Annotated in this window: 23 protein-coding genes; 13 read left to right on the top strand and 10 right to left on the bottom strand. The window is 70.1% G+C overall.

Features of this window, described 5'->3' with window-relative positions:
- The first annotated feature begins 48 nt into the window (after positions 1-48).
- The 4 genes from AB0B89_RS08320 (at position 49) to AB0B89_RS08305 (ending at position 3,113) form a co-directional block, all read left to right on the top strand.
- Positions 49-1,161, top strand: coding sequence for an MBL fold metallo-hydrolase (locus AB0B89_RS08320; protein ID WP_358549937.1), 1,113 nt, complete (start codon positions 49-51; stop codon positions 1,159-1,161).
- Between the two features lie 228 nt (positions 1,162-1,389).
- Complete coding sequence (locus AB0B89_RS08315; protein ID WP_358549935.1) at positions 1,390-1,905, top strand: NAD(P)H-dependent oxidoreductase; 516 nt, start codon at positions 1,390-1,392, stop codon at positions 1,903-1,905.
- A complete protein-coding gene (locus tag AB0B89_RS08310; protein WP_358549933.1) occupies positions 1,902-2,408 on the top strand; it encodes a flavin reductase family protein in 507 nt (168 codons plus the stop codon). Before AB0B89_RS08315 ends, AB0B89_RS08310 begins: the two co-directional genes overlap by 4 nt.
- 126 nt (positions 2,409-2,534) lie before the next feature.
- Complete coding sequence (locus AB0B89_RS08305; RefSeq protein ID WP_358549931.1) at positions 2,535-3,113, top strand: DUF305 domain-containing protein; 579 nt, start codon at positions 2,535-2,537, stop codon at positions 3,111-3,113.
- A gap of 161 nt (positions 3,114-3,274) precedes the next feature.
- Here AB0B89_RS08305 and AB0B89_RS08300 read toward each other — a convergent pair whose 3' ends face one another.
- Positions 3,275-4,333: a dihydrodipicolinate reductase gene (locus tag AB0B89_RS08300; protein ID WP_358549929.1), complete on the bottom strand. Its 1,059-nt coding sequence runs from the start codon at positions 4,331-4,333 to the stop codon at positions 3,275-3,277.
- A gap of 214 nt (positions 4,334-4,547) precedes the next feature.
- Between AB0B89_RS08300 and AB0B89_RS08295 the strand changes: the two genes are divergently transcribed.
- The 7 genes from AB0B89_RS08295 to AB0B89_RS08265 all read left to right on the top strand — a co-directional run bounded on the left by AB0B89_RS08295 (position 4,548) and on the right by AB0B89_RS08265 (position 13,136).
- Positions 4,548-5,444 (top strand): SDR family NAD(P)-dependent oxidoreductase, encoded by an 897-nt coding sequence (locus tag AB0B89_RS08295; protein WP_358549927.1) that lies wholly within the window; start codon positions 4,548-4,550, stop codon positions 5,442-5,444.
- Between the two features lie 257 nt (positions 5,445-5,701).
- Positions 5,702-6,874, top strand: a complete 1,173-nt coding sequence (locus AB0B89_RS08290; protein ID WP_358549982.1) for an ROK family transcriptional regulator — start codon at positions 5,702-5,704, stop codon at positions 6,872-6,874.
- Positions 6,875-7,021: 147 nt separating this feature from the next.
- Complete coding sequence (locus AB0B89_RS08285; protein ID WP_358549925.1) at positions 7,022-8,530, top strand: sugar ABC transporter ATP-binding protein; 1,509 nt, start codon at positions 7,022-7,024, stop codon at positions 8,528-8,530.
- Complete coding sequence (locus AB0B89_RS08280; protein WP_358549923.1) at positions 8,527-9,588, top strand: ABC transporter permease; 1,062 nt, start codon at positions 8,527-8,529, stop codon at positions 9,586-9,588. The genes AB0B89_RS08285 and AB0B89_RS08280 overlap by 4 nt, the downstream gene beginning before the upstream one ends.
- A 170-nt stretch (positions 9,589-9,758) precedes the next feature.
- A complete protein-coding gene (locus tag AB0B89_RS08275) occupies positions 9,759-10,817 on the top strand; it encodes an ABC transporter substrate-binding protein (RefSeq protein ID WP_358549921.1) in 1,059 nt (352 codons plus the stop codon).
- 14 nt (positions 10,818-10,831) lie between these two features.
- Positions 10,832-12,016: a Gfo/Idh/MocA family oxidoreductase gene (locus AB0B89_RS08270; protein ID WP_358549919.1), complete on the top strand. Its 1,185-nt coding sequence runs from the start codon at positions 10,832-10,834 to the stop codon at positions 12,014-12,016.
- Between the two features lie 112 nt (positions 12,017-12,128).
- Entirely contained in the window at positions 12,129-13,136 is a 1,008-nt protein-coding gene (locus tag AB0B89_RS08265; RefSeq protein ID WP_358549917.1) for a sugar phosphate isomerase/epimerase family protein, read from the top strand.
- A 162-nt stretch (positions 13,137-13,298) separates the two neighbouring features.
- Here AB0B89_RS08265 and AB0B89_RS08260 read toward each other — a convergent pair whose 3' ends face one another.
- From AB0B89_RS08260 to AB0B89_RS08250, 3 genes are read right to left on the bottom strand one after another with little or no spacing between them, the layout of a single operon-like run.
- Positions 13,299-14,384: a Zn-dependent alcohol dehydrogenase gene (locus AB0B89_RS08260; RefSeq protein ID WP_358549915.1), complete on the bottom strand. Its 1,086-nt coding sequence runs from the start codon at positions 14,382-14,384 to the stop codon at positions 13,299-13,301.
- A gap of 24 nt (positions 14,385-14,408) precedes the next feature.
- On the bottom strand, positions 14,409-14,603 hold the full coding sequence (locus AB0B89_RS08255) for a ferredoxin (protein ID WP_358549913.1): 195 nt from the start codon (positions 14,601-14,603) through the stop codon (positions 14,409-14,411).
- A gap of 40 nt (positions 14,604-14,643) precedes the next feature.
- Positions 14,644-15,114: a pyridoxamine 5'-phosphate oxidase family protein gene (locus tag AB0B89_RS08250; protein ID WP_358549911.1), complete on the bottom strand. Its 471-nt coding sequence runs from the start codon at positions 15,112-15,114 to the stop codon at positions 14,644-14,646.
- Positions 15,115-15,265: 151 nt separating this feature from the next.
- On the opposite strand from AB0B89_RS08250, the gene AB0B89_RS08245 reads away from it, so the two are divergent.
- Positions 15,266-15,910, top strand: coding sequence for a class I SAM-dependent methyltransferase (locus AB0B89_RS08245; RefSeq protein WP_358549909.1), 645 nt, complete (start codon positions 15,266-15,268; stop codon positions 15,908-15,910).
- Positions 15,911-16,000: 90 nt separating this feature from the next.
- On the opposite strand, the gene AB0B89_RS08240 is transcribed toward AB0B89_RS08245, so the two are convergent.
- From AB0B89_RS08240 to AB0B89_RS08230, 3 genes are read right to left on the bottom strand one after another with little or no spacing between them, the layout of a single operon-like run.
- The gene (locus AB0B89_RS08240; protein WP_358549907.1) at positions 16,001-17,092 is read right to left on the bottom strand and encodes a prenyltransferase; all 1,092 of its coding nucleotides are present in this window, start codon (positions 17,090-17,092) and stop codon (positions 16,001-16,003) included.
- A complete protein-coding gene (locus tag AB0B89_RS08235; protein WP_358549905.1) occupies positions 17,089-17,802 on the bottom strand; it encodes a methyltransferase domain-containing protein in 714 nt (237 codons plus the stop codon). The genes AB0B89_RS08240 and AB0B89_RS08235 overlap by 4 nt, the downstream gene beginning before the upstream one ends.
- Complete coding sequence (locus AB0B89_RS08230) at positions 17,803-19,092, bottom strand: glycosyltransferase family 4 protein (protein ID WP_358549903.1); 1,290 nt, start codon at positions 19,090-19,092, stop codon at positions 17,803-17,805.
- 325 nt (positions 19,093-19,417) lie between these two features.
- On the opposite strand from AB0B89_RS08230, the gene AB0B89_RS08225 reads away from it, so the two are divergent.
- Positions 19,418-20,443 (top strand): GDP-mannose 4,6-dehydratase, encoded by a 1,026-nt coding sequence (locus tag AB0B89_RS08225; RefSeq protein ID WP_358549901.1) that lies wholly within the window; start codon positions 19,418-19,420, stop codon positions 20,441-20,443.
- A gap of 18 nt (positions 20,444-20,461) precedes the next feature.
- Here AB0B89_RS08225 and AB0B89_RS08220 read toward each other — a convergent pair whose 3' ends face one another.
- The 3 genes from AB0B89_RS08220 to AB0B89_RS08210 all read right to left on the bottom strand — a co-directional run bounded on the left by AB0B89_RS08220 (position 20,462) and on the right by AB0B89_RS08210 (position 25,829).
- On the bottom strand, positions 20,462-21,805 hold the full coding sequence (locus AB0B89_RS08220) for a mannosyltransferase family protein (protein ID WP_358549899.1): 1,344 nt from the start codon (positions 21,803-21,805) through the stop codon (positions 20,462-20,464).
- A gap of 302 nt (positions 21,806-22,107) precedes the next feature.
- On the bottom strand, positions 22,108-24,012 hold the full coding sequence (locus AB0B89_RS08215) for a hypothetical protein (RefSeq protein ID WP_358549897.1): 1,905 nt from the start codon (positions 24,010-24,012) through the stop codon (positions 22,108-22,110).
- A gap of 134 nt (positions 24,013-24,146) precedes the next feature.
- Entirely contained in the window at positions 24,147-25,829 is a 1,683-nt protein-coding gene (locus tag AB0B89_RS08210; protein ID WP_358549895.1) for a multicopper oxidase family protein, read from the bottom strand.
- Positions 25,830-26,055 lie beyond the last annotated feature (226 nt).

Genomic DNA, 26,055 nt, shown 5'->3' with positions numbered 1-26,055 from the left:
GGTGACCGGTGCACAATCGAGGCGTCGAAGGCCGAAGGGAGCGCGGGGATGAGCGATCGAGGGGCGGGACCGGCCATGGGCGACGCGACGAAGGCGGCCGAGCCCGGCAGAAGGGTCACGCCGGCGAGCGAGGAGCAGCGGGACGCCTGGCTGAGCGGGGCCATGCCGAAGGTGGAACAGGTGCGTCCCGGGCTGTGGTCGATCCCGGTGCCCATCCCGATCAACCCGCTCAGGTACGTCCTCGTGTACGCGCTGGAGCTGCCCGACGGCGTGGCGATCATCGACGCGGGCTGGAACACCGAGGAGGCCTACTCCGCCCTGGTGGACGGGCTCGCCGTGGCCGGGTACGCGATGACCGACGTGCGCGCGGTGCTGGTCACCCACATCCACCCCGACCACTACGGCCTCGCGGGCCGGGTCCGCGAGGCGTCGGGCGCGTGGATCGGCCTGCATCCGGCGGACGCGGCGCTGGTGCGCGACCGCTACGACGAGTCGGCGATCGACTCCCTGGTCGCGCGTGAGCGGGCGCTGCTGGCCCGCTCGGGCGTGCCCCCGCTCACGCTCGACGAGCTGAGCGGGGCGTCCAAGATGATCCGCCAGTACGTGACCATGGCCGCGCCCGACCGGCTCATCGAGGACGGCGCCACGCTCGACCTGCCCGGCTGGGACCTGCGGGCCGTATGGACCCCCGGCCACTCGCCCGGGCACCTGTGCTTCGTCTCGCCCTCGCGCCGGGTGCTGTTCTCCGGGGACCACGTGCTCGCGAGGATCACCCCGATCGTGGCCGTCCACCCGCAGTCGGCGCCCGACCCGCTCGCCGACTACCTCGACGCCCTGGCGGCCGTCAGGGACTTCGAGGTGGACGAGGTGCTGCCCGCCCACGAGTACCGCTTCCTGGAGCTGGCCGACCGGGTGGACTACGTCATGGCCCACCACGCGAAGCGGCTGGCGGAGATCGAGTCGGCGGTCTCGGGCGCCGACGGGGCCGACTGCTGGGACGTCACGACCCGGCTGACCTGGTCGCGGCCCTGGGACACCATCCCGGCCTTCATGCGCAGGGCCGCCACCAACGAGACCCTCGCCCACCTGGTCTACCTGGAGGCCCGTGGCCGTCTCCGCCGCGTGGCGGGCGAGCCGGACCTCTGGTATCCGGACATTTAGTATTTCAGGGAAAACCAGTAGGGAATATTGACATTACGGTTTGGTCTACGTAGGTTTCGAGCATGAGCCAGATCCCCCTGACCAGGCGCGCGCACGTGGACTTCGGCCACGTCACCAGCGCCCAGTGTCTCCGCACGAGCTGACAGCGGCAATCTCTGAGCACTCCTCGCATCGGCGCGACGCGGCCGGTGCCGTCGCGGGAACCGGGAGAAGAGTGGTGAGCGACAGATGAGTTTCGTCACGTTGGTAGGCAATCCGCGGGAAGGGTCACGTACGCGGACGGCGGCGGAGCACGCGGCCGGGCTGGTGGCAGAGCGGCTCGAATACCCAGGAAAGCGGGATGTGGTCGACCTGGCCGCCCTGGCCCCGGTCCTGCTGGACCCGAAGCCCCCGGCCGAGGTCCAGCAGGCGCTCCAGCAGGTCGCGGGAGCGAAGGTCCTTCTGGTGGCCAGTCCGACGTACAAGGGCACCTACACCGGCCTGCTCAAGGTCTTCCTCGACCGGCTGCCGTCCCAGGCGCTGGCCGGTACGGTCGCGCTGCCCGTGCTGGTGATGGGCGACGCGCGGCACGCGCTCGCGGTCGAGACCCACCTGCGGCCGCTGCTGGTGGAGCTGGGCGCGAACGTGCCGACGCCCGGCCTGGCGTTGCTCGAATCCGAGATCGCCGCTCCTGAGGAGGTGCTGGGCCGGTGGGCGGACCGGGTGGTGCCCCAGATCGCGCTGAAAGAAGGCGCGACGGTATGACCGAGACACTTTCGGAACGGGCCGTGGACAGCGAGGGCTTCCGCCGGGCGCTGGCCGTGCACGCGGCCGGGGTGGTCGTGGTGACGGCGCAGGCCGGGGGGGTCCCGGTCGGCCTGACCGCGACCTCCTTCTCCTCCGTCAGCCTCAACCCGCCGCTGGTCTCGTTCTACGTCGACCAGTCGTCCACGACCTGGCCCTGGCTGCGGCAGGCGGAGAGCTTCGCCGTCAACGTCCTCGCCAGCGACCAGGCCGAGCTCGCGTCGAGGTTCGCGCGCAAGGGGGTCGACCGGTTCGCCGAGCCGACCCGGTGGGGCCCGGGGCCCGGCGGCGTGCCCCTGCTGAGCGGCGTGTCCGCCCATCTGGTCTGCGCGCCGCACACGACCGTCGAGATCGGCGACCACATCCTGGTGGTCGGCCTGGTGACCGGCACGGGGATAGACACGACGGGCCGTCCCCTGCTGTACCACCAGGGCCGGTTCGGCCGCTTCACCCCGCACTCCTGAACCTTTCCCAGCGGCGGGTCTGAACGCTTCAGGCGAAATCCGCGTATCCCGGAACGACGGAGCGCGGGTCTCCTCCGCGCTCCGGCCGATCCGGCGCCGGACGCCGTCGCGGGGAAGGGGAAGCCGATGCGCGGGAACCTCGGCGTCGCGGCCATGGGCCTCGTCGCGGCGCTGGCCATGCCGGGGGTCACCGGCTGCGCCTCGGCCCCCGGGCGGGCCGTCCCGGTGGCCGCCGCCTACGACATCCCGTACAACCTGACGGACGTGCTCTTCTCGCGGGAGATGATCCTGCACTACGGCCAGTCGATCACGCTGGCACGGCTCGTCCCGGAGCGCAGCCAGGACGTGTACGTCAGGGGCCTGGCGAAAAGGATCATCGACGACGAGACCGCCCAGATCGACGTGATGGCGCGCTCGCTCCGGGCGTGGGAGTTCACGGTGCCGGACACCGACGATCCTCCCCAGCACCAGATGCCGGGGATGCTGTCCCCGGCCCAGCTCCTGCTCCTCAAGGGCAAGTCGGGGCCGGCTTTCGACCGGCTCTGGCTGACGACGCTCGCCCGGCACACCGACTACGGAGTCAGGCTCGCCGAGAAGGCGCGCGACGAGGGCAAGGACCGCGGGACCGTCGCCCTCGCGCGGCAGGTCGCCGTCACCCAGAAGGCCCAGGTCGCCGACATCGTCAAGCACCTCTCCCCGCCCTGACCGCCGCCCGTACCGACGCGCCCCGCACCGGGCCGCCCGTACGGACGCGCCGCACCACGCCGCCCGTACGGACGCGCCGCACCACGCCGCCCGTACGGACGCGCCGCACCACGCCGCCCGTACGGACGCGTGCCTCACCGGCCGTACGGGCGCGCGGGCGCTCAGGCCAGGCGGGTGGCGCCTCGGCCCGTGGCGAGCGGGAGGTCGAGCAGGGTGCGGATGCCGGGCGGGGCCGCGCAGACCGAGGCGATGGAGTTGACCGCGTGCGCGGCGGCGCCCGCCAGCCCGTGGGAGACCTCGTCGATCGTGATCATCATCTGCGGCCGGCCCTCGATGTGGATGGCGAAGCCCGGCGCGGGCCATCGCCCGACCTTCGCGGCGTCGGCCTTGTAGACGCACTCCACCGTCATGAACGGCCGCCCCCCGACGAGCCCGGAGAAGATCCACCGTGAGGCGCAGACCGTGCCCGGCCGCACGACGCCGGCGGTGATCTCGAACTCCTCGGTCGCCAGCTCGTACTCGTCGGTCTCCTCGACCTCGTCGAGCCGCACGTCGAGCGCGCTCGCGACGAGCTGGACGCTCTCGGAGAACAGCGCCCGCTGGACGTTCCTGAACGGACGCACGGCGTCGGCGTAGTCCTTCGGCGCGCGGCCGAACCCGATCAGGTCCATGACGATCTGCCGCGACGGATGCCCGAGGAAGTCGGACGACTCGCGCACGTAGATGTGGTCGAGCCGCGTCGACAGCCCGGTGAGGGCCAGCGGGAGCAGGTCGCTCATGAACCCCGGGTTGATCCCGGTGCCGTACACCGAGGTGCCGCCCTCACGGCAGGCGGCCTCCAGGCGATCGACCACCGCAGGGCCGTACACCTGGGGATAGATGAAGCCGGTGGTCGTGATGACGTTCTTGCCCGAGGCCAGGAGCGCGCAGACCGTCTCAAGGTCGGCGGCGTAGTCGCCGCCGAAGTAGGCGGCCGGGAGCGGCATGTGCAGGACGCAGTCGGCCTCGGCGGCGATGACGCCGTCGAAGTCGTCGACGCAGTAGACGCCCGTGTCGGGCAGCCCCACCAGCGGCCCGGCGTCCAGCCCGACCTTGTCGGGGTCGTAGACGAGCACGCCGGCGAGCTCGAACTCGGGACGGGCGATGACGCTGCGAAGCGCATAGCTTCCGACGGCGCCCGTGGCCCACTGGATGACGCGGAGGGGCGGCTGTGCGGGCATGCGTGGCCTCCAGCCCGGGTTCCGGGCGGGGCCGTAGAGATAGGGGTCGACGCTGACCCACGCCCATGCGAGGCGGAAACTCTAGCAGGATTTGACTCTTCCGATCACTATCCGCGACGTCACACGGCGTGTCCTGAACCGGCCCTGGGTGCCGCGGGCGCCGCAGGCTATTCTGTGATCACTAGAATCTTATTCTCCTCGAAGGGTGGGCGGCATGTCTGAACTCAGGTTCGACGGGAAGGTCGCGGTCGTCACCGGTGCGGGTCAGGGGCTCGGCCGGTCGCACGCGCTCCTGCTCGCCGAGCGCGGCGCGAAGGTCGTCGTCAACGACGTCGGCGGGTCGCTCGACGGCACCGGGGCCTCCACGGGCCCCGCGGCCGAGGTCGTCGAACTGATCGTCAAGAACGGCGGCGAGGCGGTGGCCAACGCCGGCGACGTGGCGACGCCCGAGGGCGCCGAGTCGATCATCCAGGCCGCCCGCGACGCGTTCGGCCGCGTGGACATCCTCGTCAACAACGCCGGCATCCTGCGCGACAAGTCCCTGGGCAAGATGACGGTCGAGGAGTTCGACGCCGTGCTCGCCGTGCACGTGCGGGGGTCGTTCCTGGTCAGCCGGGCGGCGTTCCCGCACATGAAGGAGCAGCGCTACGGACGCATCGTCAACACCTCCTCGCCCGCCGGGCTTTTCGGCAACTTCGGCCAGGCGAACTACTCCACCGCCAAGATGGGGCTGGTGGGGCTGACCAAGACCCTCGGCATCGAGGGCGCCCGCGCGGGCATCAAGGCCAACGCCATCGCGCCGATCGCCTGGACCCGGATGACCGAGGCCCTGCTCCCCGCCGAGTTCGAGGAGAGGTTCACCCCGGGCAGGGTGAGCCCGCTGGTCGCCTTCCTCGCGCACGAGAGCTGCGAGACCTCCGGCGAGGTCTTCAGCGTCGGCGCCGGGCGCGTCGCCCGTGTGTTCGTGGCCGAGGGGCCGGGCTGGCGCTCCGACGACCTGACCATCGAGGCGATCCGCGACAACTGGGACGCGATCCTCACCGAGGAGCCGTACGTGCGGCCGACCACCCTCGGCGAGCAGGCCACCGCCTCCATGAAGGCCATGCTCTGAGCGACGCCCTCTGAATGCCGCCGCGGGCGGCACAGGAAACCATCAGGCGAAACACCCTCGTAACCGCATGATCATCGCAGCCCGGCGTGGCTCACGCGATGATCATGCGGTTCTTTTCGTTGGGGTGAGGTGCGTCACCGGCTTTCGTTTATAACGGCGAAAGTTATGAATTGTCATCGAAAAGGGCTTCCCGCAGCAGCGGAAGTGAACTAGCTTCAGCCTCACATCACTCCGATTCCGGAGGCTCTGTGAAGCGAATGCCCGTACGGCCTGACAACGTCCACCAGGCGACCCTGCTGCGCCTGCTGCGCGACGGCGGCCGGTCGCGAGCCGAGCTCGGGGACGTCGTCGAGCTCTCCCGCTCGAAGCTCAACCTGGAGCTCGACCGCCTCATCGAGATGGGCCTGGTCGAACAGGCCGGGCTCGCCGCCTCACGCGGGGGCAGGCGGTCCGGCATGGTCCGGCTGTCGCCCCACATGAGGTTCGTCGGCATCGACATCGGCGCCACCTCGGTGGACGTCGCGGTCACCAACGGCGAGCTGGAGGTCCTCGGCCACGTCAGCGAGACCTGCGACGTCCGTATCGGACCGGCCGCGGTGCTCGACCGGGCGATGGAGCTCCTCGGCAAGCTGCGCGAGCAGGGACTGTTCGCCCAGCTCCACGGCGTCGGAATCGGCGTGCCCGGCCCTGTGAGCTTCCGGGAGGGCGTCCCCGTGGCGCCGCCGATAATGCCCGGCTGGGATCGCTACCCGGTCAAGGAGGCGATCAGCCAGGAGCTCGGCTGCCCCGCCATGGTCGACAACGACGTCAACCTCATGGCGCTGGGCGAGCTCCACGCCGGCCTGGCGAAGCAGGTCGACGACTTCCTGCTCATCAAGATCGGCACCGGCATCGGCTGCGGCATCGTCGTCGACGGCAAGATCTACCGGGGGGTCTCCGGAAGCGCCGGCGACATCGGCCACATGCGGGTCGACGACCAGGGTCCGACCTGTACGTGCGGCAACACCGGGTGCCTGGAGGCCTACTTCGGCGGCGCGGCGCTCGCGAGGGAGGCGGTCAGGATCGCTCCGCGGTCGGCCTACCTCGCAGAACGCCTCGCCTCTGTGGGAAGGCTCACCGCCGAGGACGTGGCCGCCGCCGCGACCCTGGGGGACCCGGCCGCGATCCAGCTCATCCGTGACGGGGGCCGCCAGGCCGGACAGGTGCTCGCGAGCCTCGTCAGCTTCTTCAATCCGGGCCTAGTGATCATCGCGGGAGGAGTGGCCCGTCTGGGCCATGTACTACTCGCGGAGATCAGGAGTGTCGTCTACCGGAGGTCGCTGCCCCTGGCCACCGGAAACCTCCCCATCGTGCTCTCCGAGTTGGGGGACACCGCGGGGGTCATCGGGGGCGCCCGGCTCATCAGCGACCACGTCTTCTCCGCTCCCTAGACCCCTCAAACATCCGATCTTTTTCCGCGTTTCGACACGTGTTTGCATCGTTCCGTCGCCTATCTGCCTCACACCTCCGATCTATGAAACACTCATGATGGCTCCAGCCCCTCAGACTCCCCTCTCGATCCACCTTCCGGAGGCCCTGTGAGCGACCTGCTGGTCATGCGCGGGATCGTCAAGCAGTTTCCCGGCGTCCGCGCCCTGGACGGGGTGGACCTCGACGTCCGCGCCGGCGAGGTCCACTGCCTGCTCGGGCAGAACGGCGCGGGCAAGTCCACCCTCATCAAGATCCTCGCCGGAGCCCACCAGCCGGACGAGGGCACGGTGACCTTCGGCGGGGAGCCGGTCCGGTTCGCCGGGCCCATCGCCGCCATCAAGTCGGGCATCTCGACCATCTACCAGGAGCTCGACCTGGTCGACGGCCTGTCGGTCGCGGAGAACATCTTCCTCGGCCACGAGCAGGCCGCGTTCGGCTTCACCCGGCGCGGTGAGATGAACAAGGCCGCCGCCGAGCTGCTCGGCAGCCTCGGCCACGGCGAGATGCGCTCCACGATGGAGGTGGGGCGGCTCTCCGCGGCCGGCAAGCAGATCGTCAGCATGGCGCGGGCGCTGTCCCACAAGACGCGGCTGATCGTCATGGACGAGCCGTCCGCCGCCCTCGCGCACGACGAGGTGGCCAACCTGTTCCGGGTCATCAGGGACCTGACGGCGCAGGGGGTCGCGGTCGTCTACATCTCCCACCGGCTGGAGGAGATCCGCGAGATCGGCGACCGCGTCACCGTGCTCAAGGACGGCAGGACCGCCGCCGTCGGGCTTCCCGCCCGCGAGACGCCGACGTCCACGGTGGTGTCGCTGATGACCGGCAGGGACGTGGAGTACGTCTTCCCGCCGCGTCCCGCGCCCGGATCGCACGACAACCGTCCTGAGGTGCTGAAGGTCGAGGGCCTCACGCTGCCCGGCCGCTTCACCGACGTGTCGCTGACGGTCAGGGAAGGCGAGATCGTCGGACTGGCCGGGCTGGTCGGCTCGGGCCGGTCGGAGATCGTCGAGACCGTCTACGGCGCGCGCCGGGCCTCCTCCGGGCAGGTCGTGCTCGCGGGCGAGCCCGTGCCTCCCGGCAGCACCTCCAAGGCCGTACGGCTCGGCATGGGCCTCGCGCCCGAGGAGCGCAAGTCGCAGGCCCTGCTGATGAACGAGTCGGTCGCGCGCAACATCACGATCGCCGGACTCAGCAAGTACGCGCGGTTCGGCTGGGTCGACCGCAAGGAGGAGAGCTCCGAGGCCGTGCGCCTGGCCGAGACGGTCGACATCCGGCCGGCCGATCCCCGTCGCCCGGTGCGCACCCTCTCGGGCGGCAACCAGCAGAAGGCCGTGTTCGCCCGATGGCTGGTGGAGGACCGCAAGCTCCTGCTCCTCGACGAGCCCACCCGCGGCGTCGACGTCGGCGCGCGGGCCGAGCTGTACGCCGTGATCCGGCGGCTCGCCGACGAGGGCGTGGGCGTGCTGCTGGTGTCCAGCGAGGTCCCCGAGGTCCTGGGCCTCGCCGACCGGGTGCTCGTGCTCCGCGAAGGCAAGGTCATCCACGAGTCGGACGCACGAGAACTCGACGAACCACGGGTTATTGACATGATCATGGAAGGGAGCGCGCTGTGACGGACGCACGCGCCTCGGGTGGCAGCACTCCGCAGAGCACCCAGCCGCCCGCCGACGAGCATCGCCGCGTGGAGGAGCAGGCGCGGGCCGCTGAGCCCGCGGGGCCCGGCGTGCTGAGCAGGGTCGGGCAGGCGCGCCACCTCGGCCTCGTCGTGGCGCTGATCCTTTTGGCCATCGTGGGCCTGGTGACCAGCCCAGAGAACTTCGCCACCTCGTCGAACATGGTGAGCATCCTCGCGCTGGCCTCGACGATCGGCGTCATCACCGTCGGCATGACCTTCGTCATCATCGGCGGGGGCATCGACCTGTCGGTCGGCGCGGTCATGGCGCTCGCCTCGGTGTGGGCGACGACCCTCGCCACCCAGGCGTACGGGCCGGTCGTGATGGCGATCTGCGCGATCGTGGTCGGCACGGGCGCGGGGCTGGTCAGCGGTTTCCTGATCTCCTACGGGAGGATGGTGCCGTTCATCGCCACGCTCGCCATGCTGGTGGCGGCCCGCGGGCTCGCGCAGCGCATGTCCGACCGCAGGACCCAGCTCGTCGGCCCGGACAACAGCGCCATCGTCGATTTGTCGACCACGCGCGTGTTCGGCCTGCCCCTGCTGGTCTACATCTTCGCGCTCGTGGTCGCCGTCGGATGGCTCGTGCTCAACCGCACGACCTTCGGCCGGCGCACCTACGCGGTCGGCGGCAACCCGGAGGCCGCGCGGCTCGCCGGGATCAACGTACGGCGTCACACGATGATGCTGTACGCGCTGTCCGGCCTCTGCTGCGGCATCGCCGCAGTGATCATCATGGCCCGTACCACCACGGGCTCCAGTACCCACGGCGATCTTTACGAACTGGACGCGATCGCCGCGGTCATCATCGGGGGAACCCTTCTCACCGGTGGCCGGGGAACCATCATCGGCTCGATCCTCGGGCTGCTGATCTTCACGGTCATCACCAACCTGTTCATCCTCAACGGACTCAACACCAGTGACCAGCTCATAGCCAAGGGCCTGATCATCGTCATCGCCGTACTCCTGCAGCGGCGAAGCCTCGAATCCCGAACGTAGGGCTCGACGGCGCGGGACACACAAGCAGGGCTCGAAGGCACGTCCGTACGGCCGCGGGGGTTCCGCGGTCGCGTTCGCCGCGCCCGAAAGCCCCCAGATTCACGAAATTTCGGGATCTGGCCCAGCGCCGAGGCCCCGGTAATCCCCCGTACCAGAAGGAGATAGTCACCATGAACAAGAGCGTCGGCCGGCGAGGATTCCTCGTCAGCGGAGCCGTTGTCGGCGCAGGGGCCCTCGTGAGCGCCTGCACCAGCAACGAACCCGCCGCCGCCCCGAGCTCCGCCGCGCCGCAGGCCACCACGGCCGGCACGGACAACGACCAGCCGGGCACCAAGGTCGTCATCGGCTTCTCCGCCCCGGCGGCCGACCACGGCTGGATCGCGGCCATCGCCAAGAACGCCGAGTCGCAGGCCAAGCAGTACTCCGACGTGGAGTTCAAGCCGGTCGAGCCGACCAACGACATCAACCAGCAGATCTCGGCGGTCGAGTCGCTGATCGCGGCCAAGGTCAGCGCCCTGGTGATCCTCCCGAACGACGGCGAGCAGCTCAACCAGGTCGCGCGCAAGGCGATGGACGCCGGCATCCCGGTGATCAACCTCGACCGGGTCTTCCCCGACAAGCTGTCGTACCGGCTGTGGATCGGCGGCGACAACTACGGCATGGGCGTGGCCGCGGGCAGCTACGTCGGCAAGACCCTGAAGGACAAGGGTGTCGCCAACCCGGTGATCCTGGAGATCCAGGGCATCGCGACGCTGCCCCTCACCCAGGACCGCAGCAAGGGCTTCGCCGACGCCCTGAAGACCTACGGCTTCACGGTGACCGCCCAGCAGGACGCCAAGTTCACCGTCGAGTCGGGCACGCAGGTCGCCAGCAACCTGCTCCAGGCCCACAAGAAGATCGACGCCATCTGGAACCACGACGACGACCAGGGCATCGGCGTGCTCGCCGCAATCAAGGAGGCCAACCGCAACGAGTTCTTCATGGTGGGAGGCGCCGGATCGGCCAACGCCATGCGCGACATCCAGGCCGACAGCGGCGTGCTCAAGGCCACGGTGACCTACAGCCCGACCATGGCGTCCTCGGCGATCAAGCTCGCGCGGCTCATCGCCCAGGGCAAGGGCCTGAGCGACCTGGTCGAGCAGCAGGTGCCGCAGTCCATCACGCTGGCATCGGAGACCATCACCAAGGAGAACGCGCAGAAGTATCTGCCGCTCGGGTTCGAATCCTAATTCGGGGGTTATTCGTGAGTGACAACAGGCCGGCGCTCGGGGTCGGCATGGTCGGGTACGCGTTCATGGGACGTGTGCACTCCCAGGCGTGGCGCAGCGTCGGAGCGTTCTTCGACCTGCCGGTCGCGCCGGTCATGGCGGTGCTGTCCGGCAGGTCGCAGGACCGTACGGCCGCCGCCGCCGCCGACCTGGGCTGGGCGGCAGTCGAGAACGACTGGAAGGAACTCATCAAGCGGGACGACGTCGACATCGTCGACATCTGCACGCCCGGCGACTCCCACGCGGAGATCGCGATCGCCGCGCTCGACGCGGGCAAGCACGTTCTGTGCGAGAAGCCGCTGGCCAACACCGTCGCCGAGGCCGAGGCCATGGTCGCGGCGGCGGAGCGGGCCGCCGAGCGCGGCGTGCGCAGCATGGTGGCCTTCAACTACCGGAGGGTCCCGGCCGTCGCGCTCGCCCGGCAGTTCGTGGCCGAGGGGCGGCTGGGGGACCTGCGCCACGTCCGCGCGCAGTACCTCCAGGACTGGATCGTCGACCCGGAGTTCCCGCTGGTGTGGCGGCTCCAGAAGGACAAGGCGGGGTCGGGGGCGCTCGGTGACATCGGTTCCCACATCGTCGACACCGCCCAGTTCATCACCGGTCAGAGGCTGACGGGGGTCTCGGCCCTCACCGAGACCTTCATCAACGACCGCCCGCTCGCCGAGGAGTCCGCGGGGCTCGCGGCGGGCGCGGCCGAGGACGCCGACTCGACGGGCACCGTCACCGTGGACGACGCGGCGGTGTTCATCGGCAGGCTCTCCGGAGGGGCGCTCGCGTCGTTCGAGGCGACCCGCTTCGCCACCGGGCGCAAGAACGCCATGCGGATCGAGGTCAACGGCTCCCTCGGCAGCCTGTCCTTCGACTTCGAGTCGATGAACGAGCTGTGGTTCCACGACCACACCCTCCCCGCCGAGGAGGCCGGCTTCCGGCGCATCCTCGTCACCGAGGGGGGACACCCGTACGCCGGGGCCTGGTGGCCGCCGGGGCACGGGCTCGGGTACGAGCACACGTTCAGCCACGAGGTGAAGGACTTCCTGGAGGCGATCGGCTCGGGTACCAACCCGGCCCCGTCGTTCGCCGACGGGCTTCGGGTGCAGCAGGCGCTCGCGGCCGTCGAGCGCAGCGCGGCGGACGAGAGCCGTTGGACGCCGATCCCGTAGAGCCCTGGAACCGGTGCCCTGGGAAGGGTTGCCTTCCCCGGGCCCGGGTCTCCAGGATCCCTTGATAAGCGAACCCCGCAACCGCTTGTAAGCACCGAAGGAGAGCGCGGACATGACGCGACCGATCACCTTGTTCACGGGCCAGTGGGCCGACCTTCCCTTCGAGGAGGTGTGCCGCCTGGCCGGCGAGTGGGGATACGACGGCCTGGAGATCGCCTGCTGGGGTGATCACTTCGAGGTCGACAAGGCGCTGTCGGACGAGTCCTACATCCCCCGCAAGCTGGAGATCCTGGACAAGCACGGGTTGAAGGTCTGGACGATCTCCAACCACCTCGTCGGGCAGGCCGTCTGCGACAGCCCGATCGACGAGCGCCACAAGGGCATCCTCCCGGCGCGCATCTGGGGCTCGGGCGACCCCGAGCAGGTCCGCCAGGCCGCGGCGGAGGAGATGAAGGACACCGCCCGTGCGGCGGCGAAGCTCGGGGTGAGCACGGTGGTCGGTTTCACCGGCTCGTCCATCTGGCACACCGTGGCGATGTTCCCCCCGGTCCCGCCGTCGATGATCGACGCGGGCTACCAGGACTTCGCCGACCGGTGGAACCCGATCCTGGACGTGTTCGACGAGGTCGGCGTGCGGTTCGCCCACGAGGTGCACCCGAGCGAGATCGCCTACGACTACCACACCACCGTACGGACGCTTGAGGCCATCGGGCACCGGCCGGCCTTCGGCCTGAACTGGGACCCCTCGCACATGGTCTGGCAGGAGATCGACCCGGTCGGGTTCATCCTGGAGTTCGCCGACCGCGTCTACCACGTCGACTGCAAGGACGCCAAGGTCCGCTCGGGCGACGGGCGCCGGGGCCGGCTCTCCTCCCACCTGCCCTGGGCCGACCTGCGCCGGGGCTGGGACTTCGTCTCCACCGGCAGGGGAGACGTGGCCTGGGAGGACTGCTTCCGCGCGCTCAACTCCATCGGGTACGACGGCCCCATCTCGGTCGAGTGGGAGGACGCCGGCATGGACCGCCTCGCCGGCGCTCCCGAGGCCCTGACCTTCGTCAGGGGCCTCAACGCGATCACGCCCCCCACCGCGTCCTTCGACGCCGCCTTCTCCTCCGACTGACCCCGCCACGGTTCGCGCCGCCGACGGTCACGCCGGACGGCGGCGCTCATCTCGGACGCGCGGCCGACGAACCCCTGATCCGGCAATGCCCCTCCCATGTAGAACGGATCTACGTAGATGCGGTCTACATAGGAGGGCGCTTCCGGATCGGTGTCCTCCTGGTCAGTCGAAGACGACGATCTGGCGCAGGACCTCGCCGCCCTTGAGGGCCGCGACGGCGTCGTTGAGGTCACCGAGCCGGATGCGAGAGCTGATCATGCTTTCGAGGTCGAGCTTGCCGGCCTTCCACAGGTTGGCGAAGAACGGGAAGTCACGGCGCACGTCGCTGCCCCCGTACAGCGAGCTGAGGAGGTTCTTGCCCTCGAACAGCAGGCTGAAGGCCGACAGGGGCACGATGTCGTCCATGGCGCCCGCGCCGACCACGATGACGTCGCCGCCCCGGCGGGTGGCCTGCCAGGCCGACATGATCGACGCCGACTTGCCGACCACCTCGAAGCCGTAGTCGAACCCCTGGCCGCCGGTGAGGGACCCGATGACCTCCATGAGCTGGTCCGGGGTGCAGGCGTCCGTGGCGCCCACCTTCTTGGCGAGCGCGTGCTTGGACTCCAGCGGGTCCACCGCCAGGATCGTCGTGGCCCCGGAGACCCGGGCCCCCTGGATCACCGACAGCCCCACGCCGCCACAGCCGATCACGGCCACGGTCGAGCCCGGCCTGACCTTGGCCGTGTTGATCGCGGCGCCCACGCCCGTGGTGATGCCGCAGCCGATCAGGGCCGCGACCTCGTACGGGACCTCGGGGTCCACCTTGATCGCGCCCTGCCAGGGGACCACGATCTCCTCTGCCCAGGTGCCGCAGCCGGCCATGCCGAACGCGGGCGTCTCGCCGCCGAAGCGGAACCTCGCCAGGGAGAAGCTCTCCATGACGTAGGTCATGCAGAGGAACGGCTGACCGACGATGCAGTTCGGGCACGAGCCGCACGCCGGGGTCCAGTTGATGATGACGTGGTCGCCCGGCTGGACGGAGGTGACATGGTCGCCCACCTCCACGACCTCGCCCGCGCCCTCGTGGCCGGGGATCACCGGCAGGGGCATGGGCAGCACCCCCGACAGCACCGACAGGTCCGAGTGGCAGACGCCGGTCGCCTTGATCTTCACACGGACGTCCGTCGGGCCCACCGGGGCGAGGGTGAAGTCGTCGCGGATGTCGAGCTTGTCGTCGCCGACGGCGTGCAGTAGCGCGGCTCGCATAAGGGGGACCTCCTTGGGGGGCGCCTACTCTTCCTCAAGGGAAAGGGCGGCTTTGGGGCAGGATCGGACCGCGTGGCGCACGCGGTCGAGCATCTCCGGCGGGGGCTCGGGAAGCAGGACGTTCAGGTTGTCGTCGTCGTCCACTTCGAAGACCTCGGGTGCCAGGCCCATGCAGACGGCGTTGGCCTCGCAGACGTCGTAGTCGACTTTGATTTTCATCGGAGCCCTTCTCGCGTTCGTAAATGACTTAAAGGCGAGACTAGGCCGAAGCGGGGGTGGCGAGCTTACGGTGGTCCCAGGAAACCACGCGTGTCGGCTCGACGAGGTAGGCGACTCGCTTGCGGCCGGTGTGCTCGACGTACCCGCGAAGCTCGTCGGTGGCGTCACCGGCTCCCGGCATCCGCAGGGTGATGTTCATGCCGATGTCCAGGACGGCGTCCCGCGCGTCGATCAGCCGCGCGGTGCCGTACAGCAGGACGCCTCTCAGGTCGAAGTAGTCGTCCCCGGCCTCGATGAGGCAGGTCACCCGAGGATCGCGCTCGATGTTCCGGGTCTTCTGGGCCTTGCCGTACGTCCAGAACCCGATCTGGCCCTCGACGAGGCCGTAGAACATCGTCACCATGTGCGGTGTACCGTCCGGGTTGATCGTGCCCAGCTGGAGCTTGCGAGACTCCCGCAGGAACGCCGTCACCTCGTCGTCGGACATCACTATGCGAGCACGCTGGTTCACGCAGCAAAGTAGAACACGTTCCACCGGACGGGGCAAGGGCGGTACGGAATATTGTTCGGCTCCCTATGATCATGATAGGGGGGCACGGTTCCCGCGCCGCAAGCGTTGACAGATAGGGTGCACCAGCATTGCCGCATACAGGGGAAGAATCATGACTCACGTCCTATTGCCGCCCGACCTGCGCCACGCGGCCGAGCGTGCGAAGGGGTTCATGCCCCCGAACGAAGGGGCGGCCCTGTTCGACACCGCTTGCGCGTACGGCGCGCTCGGTCCCATCTGCGAGATCGGCACCTACTGCGGCAAGTCGGCGATCTACCTCGGGGCCGCGGCCCGCGAGACGGGGTCGGTCGTCTTCACTGTGGACCACCACCGGGGCTCTGAGGAGATCCAGCCCGGCTGGGCCCACCACGACCCCACGCTGATGGACCCGCGCTTCGGCAAGATGGACTCGCTCCCGTTCTTCCGCGCGGCCATCGCCTCGGCCGGGCTGGAGGACAACGTGATCGCGATCGTGGGCCGTTCCGAGACGGTGGCCCGCTACTGGAGGACGCCCCTCGCGATGCTCTTCATCGACGGGGGCCACTCCGAGGATCCCGTCACCAAGGACTACGAGGGATGGGCGCCGCATCTCATGCCGGGCGGCGCGCTGGTCTTCCACGACATCTACCCCGACCCCTCCACAGGCGGCCAGGCCCCGTACCGGGTATTCCAGCGCGCCGTCGCCTCAGGCGACTACAAGGAGGTCAGCACCGAGGGATCCCTCCGCGTGCTGGAACGGGTCGCCGCCGACGCCTAGATCCGCTGGATCCGCGATCTGACGACGGAGAGGCCCCCGGTGGCGGCCGGGGGCCTCCCGTGAAAGAGTTCAGCCGACCTCGTCAGGTGATCAAGTACGGCTGGCGGCGGGGGAGCAGCCGCAGGTGTCGGGGTCGGTCACGGGGATGGCGTACCGCCCGGCCTCGCGGAACAGGCCCGCCGCCGGGGTGGCGCCCGACAGGGCGTCGGCCGCGAGGATGACGGCGGCGGCGGTGTAGGCCGACTGCTCGTTGGGGAACGGCCGCTCGTTGACGAACTGCCAGCCCGTCCAGTACGACCCGTTCTCGTGGCGGAGATGCTGCATGTCCCGGTAGAGGGCGAGAGCGCGTTCGGTCTCGCCCATCGCGTCAAGGGCGAGGGCCAGCTCGCAGGTCTCCGCGCCCGTCACCCACGGCTGGTCGGACACGCAGCGGATGCCGAGCCCGGGTACGACGAACGTGTCCCACTCCTCGTCCAGCCGCTCGCGGGCCTGGTCGCCGCGCACCGCGCCCCCGAGGATCGGGTAGTACCAGTCCATCGAGAAGCGGCTCTTGTCGGCGAAGGCCTCCGGATGGGCGGCGAGCACGTGCCCGAGCCGATCGGCGGCAAGCTCCCAGTCGGGCTGCGGCTCGCCGAGGTGCTCGCCGAGCAGCACGCCGCAGCGAAGCCCCTGGTAGATGGAGGAGCAGCAGGTCAGCAGGGCGTACTCGGCCGGACTGCCCGACGCGGACCGCTCCCAGACGATCTCACCGCGGGCCGTCTGAAGGTCGACCACGAAGTCGAGCGCCTTCCTCACGACCGGCCACATCGCGCGCGCGAAGTCCTCGTCGCGGGTGACCAGCAGCTCGTGCCACACTCCGACCGCGATGTACGCGGCGTGGTTGCTCTCGCCGTTCTTCTCGACGGCCTCGCCGCGCACCGTCTTCATCGGCCATGAGCCGTCGTCCCGCTGGTGCCGTACGAGCCAGTCGTAGCCCCTCCTGGCCTCGGCGGTGAGCCCGGCGACCGTCATGGCCATCAGGCACTCGACGTGGTTCCAGGCGTCGACGTGCCCCTCGGGCCACGGCACCCCGCCGTCCGGCTCCTGTACGGCCGCGATGCTCCGCGCCGTCTCGACGATCTGCTCCGCTGTGACGACCCCGGGTACGGCCGGGACGGCGGCCCGGCCCGCGTCGGTGGTCAAGCGGGCTTCCGGACGTAGACGACCACGCTCTTTCCGATGAGAGGGTTGAGCACGGCCTCCGCGATGCGGGTGGCCGCCGGGCGCTTCATGATGTCCCAGACGAGCAGCTCGTGGTAGGCCTTGGCCAGCGGGTGGTCGTCGTCGTTCACGCCGACCGCGCACTTGATCCACCAGTACGGCGAGTGCAGGCCGTGGGCGTGGTGGTGCGGGCCGACCGAAAAGCCGGTCGCCTTGAGCTTGGCGCTCAGCTCGGCGAGCGTGTAGATCCGCACATGCCCGCCGGGGGCCGTGTGGTACGCCTCGGACAGCGCCCAGCAGATGCGCTCGGGCAGGAAGCTCGGCACGGTGATCGCGGCCCGGCCGCCCGGCTTGAGCACCCGGTAGAGCTCGCGCATCGCCGCCATGTCGTCGGGGATGTGCTCCAGCACCTCGGCCGCGATCACGCGGTCGAACGAGGCGTCGGGGAAGGGCATGGCCAGCGCGTCGCCGGTCACGGTCTCGGCGGTCGCCTCCGGCGGCACTTCGCCCGCCTTGTCCATGGCGGCGAACATGCTCGCGACACCTTCGAGCTCGGCCGCGTCCTGGTCGAACGCGACCACGTCGGCGCCGCGCCGCAGCACCTCGAAGGCGTGGCGGCCACCGCCGCAGCCCAGGTCGAGCACGCGGACACCGGGCCCGACCGGGAGCTTCCCGAAGTCGACGGTCAGCACTTACCGCTCCCCTTTCGCCTTCGCGCGGGCCTCGATGGCCTCGCGGTATGCCTCGACGGTCCGTTTGGCGACGACGTGCCAGGTGTACCGCTCCATGACCCGGTCGTATCCGGCCCTGCCGACGCGCTCCCGCTCGTCAGGGGAGTCGTGCAGCCGGCGCAGCACCGAGGCGAGCTCCTCGGGGTCGCCGGGCGAGACCTGGACGGCCGCGTCGCCGACGACCTCGGGCAGCGCGCCCGTACGGCTGGCGACCAGCGGGGTCCCGCAGGCCATGTGCTCGACGGCGGGAAGCGAGAAGCCCTCGTACAGCGAGGGCACGACGGAGATCTCGGAGGTCGCGATGAGCTCGCCCAGCTCGTCGTCGGAGATGCCGTGGACGAACTTCACGCGGTCACCGAGGGCGAGCTCCTGTACGAGCCTCTCGGTGGGGCCGCCCGGGGTGGGCTTGCTGACCACGGTGAGGTTCACGTCGCGCTCGGTGGCGAGCTTGGCGACGGCGCGCAGCAGCGTGGCGACCCCCTTCATGGGGGAGTCGGCGCTCGCCACGGCGACGATCGAGCCCTTGCGCTTCGGAAGGTGCGGGCGGGGATGGAAGAAGCGGGTGTCGACGCCCAGCGGGATGAGCCGCATGTTGTTCTGCGGCACGTTGAAGTCGCGGTGGATGTCGGCGAGGCTCGACTCGCTCACCGTGAGGATCGGCTTCAGCCGGGGCGCGACGTGGCTCTGCATGCGCACGAAGCCGTACCAGCGGCGCATCGAGAGCTGCTTGCGCAGCGGCGCGGCCCGCAGCTCGATGCGCCGGTCCACGCTGATGGGGTGGTGGATGGTGCCGACCACGGGGAAGAGCTTCTGGATGCCGAGGAGGCCGTACCCCAGCGTCTGGTTGTCCTGGACGACGTCGAAGTCGCCCTGGCGCTTCTTCAGCTCGCGCAGCGCCCGCAGGCTGAAGGTCAGCGGCTCGGGGAAGCCGGCCGTCCACATCGTGGCGACTTCGAGCACGTCGATCCAGTCGCGGTACTCGCCGAGCGCCGGGGTGCGGAAGGGGTCCTCGTCGCGGTAGAGGTCGAGGCTCGGGATCTTGGTGAGCACGACGCCCTCGTCCAGCTCGGGGTACGGCGGTCCCGAGAAGACCTCGACGTAGTGCCCGAGGGCGACGAGTTCGCGGCTGACGTGGCGCAGGTAGACGCCCTGGCCGCCACAGGTGGGCTTGCTCCGGTACGACAGGAGGGCGACCCGCAGCCTGCCCTCGCCGCGCGCCCCGTGCTCTCGCGCGTCGTCTGGAACCTCCACGGACACCCCTTTCGAGAGCGGTGCTCGGTAGCCGCCCACAAGGGGCATGTACCGCGAAAGCTGATCTTAGGAGCGAACCTTACCATCTGGTAGTGGACGCATCTCTAATATGGAATTGTGCCTCATATCACCCTCACGCGCCGCGAACTGCGAAGTTAGACCGACCGAGCGTGACTCGGTAGAACGTGTTCTAGGGTTGGCGGACGTAAGATCCTGGGCGTCCCATGGCGCCGTCCGGGGGGCATGACGGTACATTCGCGTCTTACAGCTCAGAGTTCGGGCGAAGCAGTACAAGCCGCTGATCCCGAAGAACAAGGAGGACCCGTTGGCCAGGCGTGCGCTGATCACTGGCATCACCGGGCAGGACGGCTCCTACCTCGCCGAGCACCTGCTCGACCAGGGATACGACGTCTGGGGTCTGGTGCGCGGGCAGGCCAACCCCCGGGTCTCGCGCGTTCGCAAGCTGCTCCAGGACGTGCAGCTCGTCCGAGGCGACCTGCTCGACCAGGGATCGCTGATCTCGGCCGTGGAACGCGTTCAGCCCGACGAGGTCTACAACCTGGGCGCCATCTCGTTCGTGCCCATGTCGTGGGAGCAGGCCGAGCTGACGGCCGAGGTGACCGGCATGGGCGTGCTGCGCATGCTGGAGGCGATCAGGGTCTGCTCCGGGATCACCTCCTCCCGGGCCTCCGCTTCCGGCCAGATCCGCTTTTATCAGGCTTCGTCCTCGGAGATGTTCGGCCAGGTGCGCGAGACGCCCCAGAACGAGCGCACGCCGTTCCACCCGCGCTCGCCGTACGGCGTCGCCAAGGCGTACGGGCACTTCCTCACCCAGAACTACCGCGAGTCCTACGGGATGTTCGCGGTCTCCGGCATCCTGTTCAACCACGAGTCGCCCCGGCGCGGCGCCGAGTTCGTCACCCGCAAGGTGACGCTGGGCGTCGCGAGGATCAAGCTGGGCCTCGCCTCCGAGCTGCGGCTGGGCAACCTCGAAGCCCGCCGCGACTGGGGCTACGCCGGCGACTACGTCCAGGCCATGCGCCTGATGCTCCAGGCCGCGACACCGGAGGACTACGTCATCGGCACCGGTCACACGCAGTCCGTGCGCGAGCTGGTCGTCGCCGCGTTCCAGGCGGCCGGGCTCGACTGGGAGCAGTACGTGGTCGGCGACCAGGCCCTGCACCGCCCCGCCGAGGTCGACCTCCTGTGCGCCGACCCCAAGAAGGCCCGCGTCCAGCTCGGCTGGGAACCGGCCGTGACCTTCGAGCAACTCGTCGCCATGATGGTCGAGTCCGACCTCCGCCTCCTGTCCGAAGGCAACGACCCCGAACAGGACACCTCCTGGTCCTGACGTCCTCAGGACGCGTGGTCAGCCGATCCAGGCGCCTGTGGTGAAGTTGCCGACGTTGATGGCCATGACGGGGATCATGATGGCCATGCTCGTGTACCAGACCCATGGTCGCCTGACGCCGGCGACGCCGATGGCCACCCACAGCGGGAACCAGGTCAGCGATCCGCGGCCGATCGACAGGTAGAACGACGACAGGGTGAGGAACGACAGCACCTGGGGGGCGATGTAGGCCAGTTCGGGCCAATTGCGGCGTATCGCCAGGCAGACGGCCAGGGCGAGCAGCACCGCGGCCGAGATGATCTCCTCGTAGTAGGAAGTGGTCAGCGTGGGGACGTCGTCCGACATGTTCCAGGTGTTGAGGAACGCCTCCCACGGCCAGACGGTGTGCCGTCCCCAGAACTGGTCCTGGACGGTGTTGTAGGCCAGCCAGTCGCCCGTGCGGGTCCATTGGTAGGTGACGTACAGCACCATCGGAACGCCGGGCAGAGCCAGCCAGGGCAGCACGCGCCAGCCTCCGGGCGCCTTACGGCCGTTCTCGGCCACCAGGAACATGACGAGGATGCCGAGCACCAGGAACAGGCCCGAGACGCGCACCGTGACGGCGCCCGTGGCGCACAAGGCGGCGTCATCCCAGCGGCCCCTGCGGGCGAGCAGCCACGCCGAGAGCGCCAGGGCCAGGAACAGCGCCTCGGAGTACCCGGAGAAGAGGAAGACCCCGAAGGGGCTGAGGAACAGGGCGGCCACGGCGAACTTGCCGCTGCCCGGCGCGTACGACTCGGCGAGCCGCGACAGCGCCACCGCGACGACCGCGCTGGCCACCAGGGAGATGAGCAGCGTCGCGATACGGCCGTCGTGCACGATCGGCCGCAGGAGCCTGATCAGCAGCGCCATGCCGGGGAAGAACGCGGGCAGCTTGGCGCTGTCCTGCATGCCCGGGGGGCCGTCGTAGCCGTAGTCGGCGATGGCGATGAAGTTCTCGGCGTCCCAGCGGGTGAGCCGGTTGACGAAGGGGTCCGTCGTACGGCCGGGGCCGGCCAGGTACGTGTAGATGAGGACCCCGATGTGCGACAGGAACCAGATGAGCAGCGCCCGCCGGTCGGCGGCGTCGGTGAGGAACCGCGGCGTCCACCACCGCCCTGTGTCGTCCCCATCCGGGGACGACACCGGTTCCGCCTGCGCCGTGCTTCCTCGGGCCTGTTCCGGCTCCTCTGGGGATAACGCCGGTTCCTCCTGGAGCGGGTCCGGTTCGGTGTCGTGGGCGAGGGCCGTGGTGGTGGCCGTGGCGGCGCCGGTCTCGCCGGTCGGGTGCCGGCCGGGCCCTTGGCCGAGGGCATCGGCCTGGGCGGGCTCGTGAGGTGGCATACGTTCCATCACGGGCAAATCCTGATATAGCCCTATATCGGTGGCAAGCGGTCGCCCACCGAGTGATGGCGCCGGCTCGGACGCGTCGCGAAACTTTCACGCCGCATGGGCCCGCCGGGGAACTTCACAGGCCACCTCGGGTCGCTCTCGCCGTCCGCGCTGGGACGGACACGGCGACTGATCGCCGGCCGGTTGAGGCGCCAGGCGCTTCGAAGGGCAGACTCGCACACCGCGTGGCAGTCCGGGACTCCTGCCGTTTCTGAGCGCACACACCAGGCACACCGCGATCCCCCCGCGCGGCTTTACTCGTCCAGGCGCCAGGTCCGGACGAAGCCGGCGTGGTCGACCGACAGGAGGGTGCGCTCGTCGGGCGAGACGAAGAAGGTGTATACGTCCGCGCCGTGGCCGGCGAAGTGGCCGAGGAGTTCGCCGCTCGTGCGGGCGACGACGACGCGCCGCGCGCCGGGGTCCCACCCGATGACGCGGTCATTCCCGATCTCCCGGTGCCAGCGGACGGAGCCGATCGGGTCGGGGAAGCGATGGATCCTCGGCGGGGCGGCCGGGTTCTCCAGGTCGATCACCGCGTAGCCGCCGTCGATCCGGTGCAGCACGCGGCGGCCGTCCCAGGGGTCCCGTTCGATACCCCAGGGCAGTTCATGAAGCAGCAGGCAGCGCTCGGGATCGATCAGGAACGCCCGTTCTGGCCGGGAGTAGGTCGTCAGTACGACGTGCGGCCCGATCGCGTAGATATTCGGCCAGTTGACCGGGGCGACGCTCAGGTCGATGGACGCACCGTCGACCGCGAATTGCCAGGGGCCCGTCGCCTGGCGGGTATTCAGGTCGATTCGCGACAGGGGGAAATCACACCGCTGGTGGTAGTGTCCGTGGATCATGTAGGCGGTGTCGCCCGCGATCTGTGGCGATCCGGGGGTCTGGATGTGCCACACGAGTCGTCCCGTTGCGACCTCCCAGGCTCGCAGCGTGCCCCCCATGTGCCAGACGAGGTCGCCGCGAAAGAACAGCGTTTCCCTCCAGTAGATGGGCCCGTGGAGGTCGGGGAAGTCTTCCAGGGCCACCCCCCGTATCCGGTCCGGCCGCTCGAAGTCGAGCTTGGCGAGTGTGCCCTCGCGGACGATCCAGTGCTCGCCGTCGCGGACGCCGTGTACGACGCCTTCGGCCCAGCGGGTGAACGTCACGCCTCGCGGAGGCGCCAGGAGGCGGGGCTCGCCCAGGCGCTCGATCGCTCCGGTCGCGGTGTCGCAGCGGTGCACGACGCCGTCGCGTCCGCCGAGGGCCACCATGGCGCCCCGTTCGGCGACCGCGAGGGCGGTCACCGCCGCGTCGCGGTCGGGCTGGCGGCGGCTGCCCGTCCGCCTGAGGACCCCGGGGCCCGCGGAGGCGAAGGCCGGGACGCGACTGAGCGAGGCCAGCACCTTGTCCTGGGAACGGTCGGCCACCGGTTCCACGTAGAAGACGGGGGCATCGGCCTCCAGGTCCCAGAGCTGAACGTCGCAGCCGGTCTGCAGCACCGCCAGATGCCCGCGGTCCGGGCTGAGCGCCAGCGGGCCCGCCCATGAGCTGGCCAGTTTCCGGCGATCTGGGCCTTTGGTCTGCCGCCCGCTCTTCGCCGAGACGCGCCGCAGCCGCCAGGCCGCGTTGTCGGCCTCCCACAGGTGATCGGGCTTGTCGGCGAAGCGCACCGACACCTGCCGGACACCGTCTTTGACGCTGCGCCCCCAGGCGTGGAGTTCAGTGCCGGTGCGGGCGTCGTGGACACGGACGCGGACGCGGTCCTTGACCACAACGAGACGCCGCCCCGAGGGGTGGACGTCGAAGTCGGTGCTCTGCCCCTCGGCGATCGGCATCCATATCGCCTCTTTCAGCTCGCGGTCGAGACGGGCGACGTGCGAGTCGCCCGCCAGCCACACCTCGCGCGCCGTCACCGTGACGAAGTGCGCGGGATGGTCGAGCACATGGTCGGCCTCGACCTCCATGGCCGCGTTCCAGGCGATGACACGCCGCGCCGACACCCCCAGGATCTGCGGGCCGTCGGCCACCAGGTCCAGCACCGGGTCATCGGAGCCGTCGCGCACCACGCGCACCGCGCTGGGGGATCCGATGTCCCAGGACTCGATCCGCCCGTCCTCGCGCGCCACGACCAGGAACCCGGCCTGCCCGAACGCCATCGCGGTAACTTCCGCAGCCATCCGCTCTTCCTCCCTCTGACGCACATGGATCTGGATCCGCTCCCGCGATGCCGCCGCGAACGCGCGGGACCACAGAGAAGCTAGAGGCCACTACTGGTTGGCGGCTTGTTGATCACTAGGACGGCACCCTGGGCTCAGCCGCCGTGGGCGCCGTGGAACGGGGTGGTGACGCCCTCGTAGGCCAGATGCAGGGCCATGCCCTGGTCGGCGTGGCTGAGGTTGTGGCAGTGGTTCATCCACATGCCGGGGTTGCTCGCGCGGAACGCCACCTCCCAGACCTCGCCGGGCCGTACGTCGAAGGTGTCCAGCAGCAGCGGGCCGCCCGTCGGCGCGTGGCCGTCACGGGAGAGCACCAGCACCGTGTGGCCGTGCAGGTGCCAGGGATGGGTCTCGCGCCCCCTGTTGACGACGGTGACACGGACCAGGTCGCCTTCCCGCACGAGCTGGGTGGGGATGGACGGGAACGCGCGCCCGTTCACCGTGTGCGCGTACGCCGGCCGCCCGCTCATGATGGCCAGCCCCTGGTCGAGCACGAGCGTGAAGCGGCGGTCGAAGCGGCTGCTCGCGCCGAAGGGAGTGGCGGCGGGTGTGCCGTACGACAGCGGGTCGAACTCGGGCCAACCGGAGGTGTCCTCGGTGGCGGACGGACCTGGCTGCGCGGAACCGCCGTCCGGAGTGAGGCGCAGGTTGTTCGCGCGGTCGTCGGCCCGCAGCACCGCTCCGCCGGCCGGCATGAGGAAGACGAGGTCGTAGCGACCCCCGGCGGGAAGGCGCAGCGTCGTCCGGCTCAGCTCGCCCGGCCCGTTCAGGTTCCTGCCGTCGATCGCCGCCAGCTTGTACGGCGTACCGCTCAGGGTGAACTGGTGCGGGGTGTTGTCGGTGTTGACCAGGCGCAGCCGTACGGGCGTGCCGGGCGCCACCCGCCGCTCGAACGGCTGGTCGTGGTCCCCGAGCGTGAGCTTTCCCGCGAACGTGTGCACGGGGAGGGTGAGGTCGGCCCCCTCCTGGGAAGGCTCGCGGGGTGTGACGACCAGCATCCCGTAGAGGCCCATCTTGACCCCACGGTCCGAGACCTCGTGCGTGTGGTACCAGTACGTCCCCACCTGGGTCGCGCGGAACCGGTACAGGAACTCCTGGCCGGGCAGGACGGCGTCCTGCGTCAGGCCGGGGACCCCGTCCTCGCCCGAGGGCACGTCGTAGCCGTGCCAGTGCAGGGTGACGCCCGAGGTGATGTCGGCGTTGCGCAGCCGTACCTCGATGAGGTCGCCCTCGGACGCGGTGACCGGCGGCCCGGGCACACGGCCGTCGAAGGTCCAGGCAGCGACCTCGCGCCCGGAGGACAGGGTGACGGTCGCGGTGCGGGCGGTCAGCGTGAACCGGCGCACCTCCCCGCCCGCCGCCGGGGTGGACGGCCCGCGCAGCGCGGTCACCGGCTGACCGCCGCCCGCGTGGCCGCTGCCGGAAGCGCTGGAAGCACCGGTTCCCATGGCGCTGTGGGCCTCGGTGGAATGAGCCTTGGCGGCGTGGGCTCGCGTGGCGTGGAGTTCCATGGCCGCCTGGGGGCCGCCGCCGGTGTCGGTGGCCTCGGCGGGTACGAACGCCAGGCCCGCGCCGGCCAGGCCCGTCGCGAGCGCCACGGCGGCGGTGACCCGGAGCCCGGGGACGGACGCCGAGACGGCCCGCCACGTCACCAGCACGGCCCCCACGACCAGCGCCACGGTCACCAGACCGGTGCTCCACGTCGCCGGGTACCCCACCAGCAGCGTGACCGCCGGCCCCGCCACCGCCGCGTACCCCGCCCCCAGCAACGGCACCACGACCGCCGCGTCCGCCGGCGACCCTCCCCGCCCGCGTACGGCCGTGACCAGGCGCGGCGCGGCGAGGACGCTCGCGGCGAGCAGGGTGGCGACCAGCAGCGGCAGCGTGAGCGTGAACTTCTCCTGGACGAACCACCATCCGGCCGCCGCGCGCCGTCAAGGAGCTGATCGCCATGGGCGACGACATCGACCCCCCCGGCTGGATCAGGAACAAGGGGCTCCGGGC

Source organism: Sphaerisporangium sp. NPDC049002, from assembly GCF_040649355.1.
GTDB lineage: Bacteria > Actinomycetota > Actinomycetes > Streptosporangiales > Streptosporangiaceae > Sphaerisporangium.
Note: the sequence above shows the minus strand (reverse complement) of the source record. Positions and strands in the feature narration are given on the sequence as shown.

Excerpts from the sequence above, each read along its gene's own strand:
- AB0B89_RS08320 (WP_358549937.1), top strand. The coding sequence starts at position 49 with ATGAGCGATCGAGGGGCGGGACCGGCCATGGGCGACGCGACGAAGGCG.
- AB0B89_RS08315 (WP_358549935.1), top strand. The coding sequence starts at position 1,390 with ATGAGTTTCGTCACGTTGGTAGGCAATCCGCGGGAAGGGTCACGTACG.
- AB0B89_RS08310 (WP_358549933.1), top strand. The coding sequence starts at position 1,902 with ATGACCGAGACACTTTCGGAACGGGCCGTGGACAGCGAGGGCTTCCGC.
- AB0B89_RS08305 (WP_358549931.1), top strand. The coding sequence starts at position 2,535 with ATGCGCGGGAACCTCGGCGTCGCGGCCATGGGCCTCGTCGCGGCGCTG.
- AB0B89_RS08300 (WP_358549929.1), bottom strand. The coding sequence starts at position 4,333 with ATGCCCGCACAGCCGCCCCTCCGCGTCATCCAGTGGGCCACGGGCGCC.
- AB0B89_RS08295 (WP_358549927.1), top strand. The coding sequence starts at position 4,548 with ATGTCTGAACTCAGGTTCGACGGGAAGGTCGCGGTCGTCACCGGTGCG.
- AB0B89_RS08290 (WP_358549982.1), top strand. The coding sequence starts at position 5,702 with ATGCCCGTACGGCCTGACAACGTCCACCAGGCGACCCTGCTGCGCCTG.
- AB0B89_RS08275 (WP_358549921.1), top strand. The coding sequence starts at position 9,759 with ATGAACAAGAGCGTCGGCCGGCGAGGATTCCTCGTCAGCGGAGCCGTT.
- AB0B89_RS08265 (WP_358549917.1), top strand. The coding sequence starts at position 12,129 with ATGACGCGACCGATCACCTTGTTCACGGGCCAGTGGGCCGACCTTCCC.
- AB0B89_RS08260 (WP_358549915.1), bottom strand. The coding sequence starts at position 14,384 with ATGCGAGCCGCGCTACTGCACGCCGTCGGCGACGACAAGCTCGACATC.
- AB0B89_RS08255 (WP_358549913.1), bottom strand. The coding sequence starts at position 14,603 with ATGAAAATCAAAGTCGACTACGACGTCTGCGAGGCCAACGCCGTCTGC.
- AB0B89_RS08245 (WP_358549909.1), top strand. The coding sequence starts at position 15,266 with ATGACTCACGTCCTATTGCCGCCCGACCTGCGCCACGCGGCCGAGCGT.
- AB0B89_RS08220 (WP_358549899.1), bottom strand. The coding sequence starts at position 21,805 with ATGCCACCTCACGAGCCCGCCCAGGCCGATGCCCTCGGCCAAGGGCCC.
- AB0B89_RS08215 (WP_358549897.1), bottom strand. The coding sequence starts at position 24,012 with ATGGCTGCGGAAGTTACCGCGATGGCGTTCGGGCAGGCCGGGTTCCTG.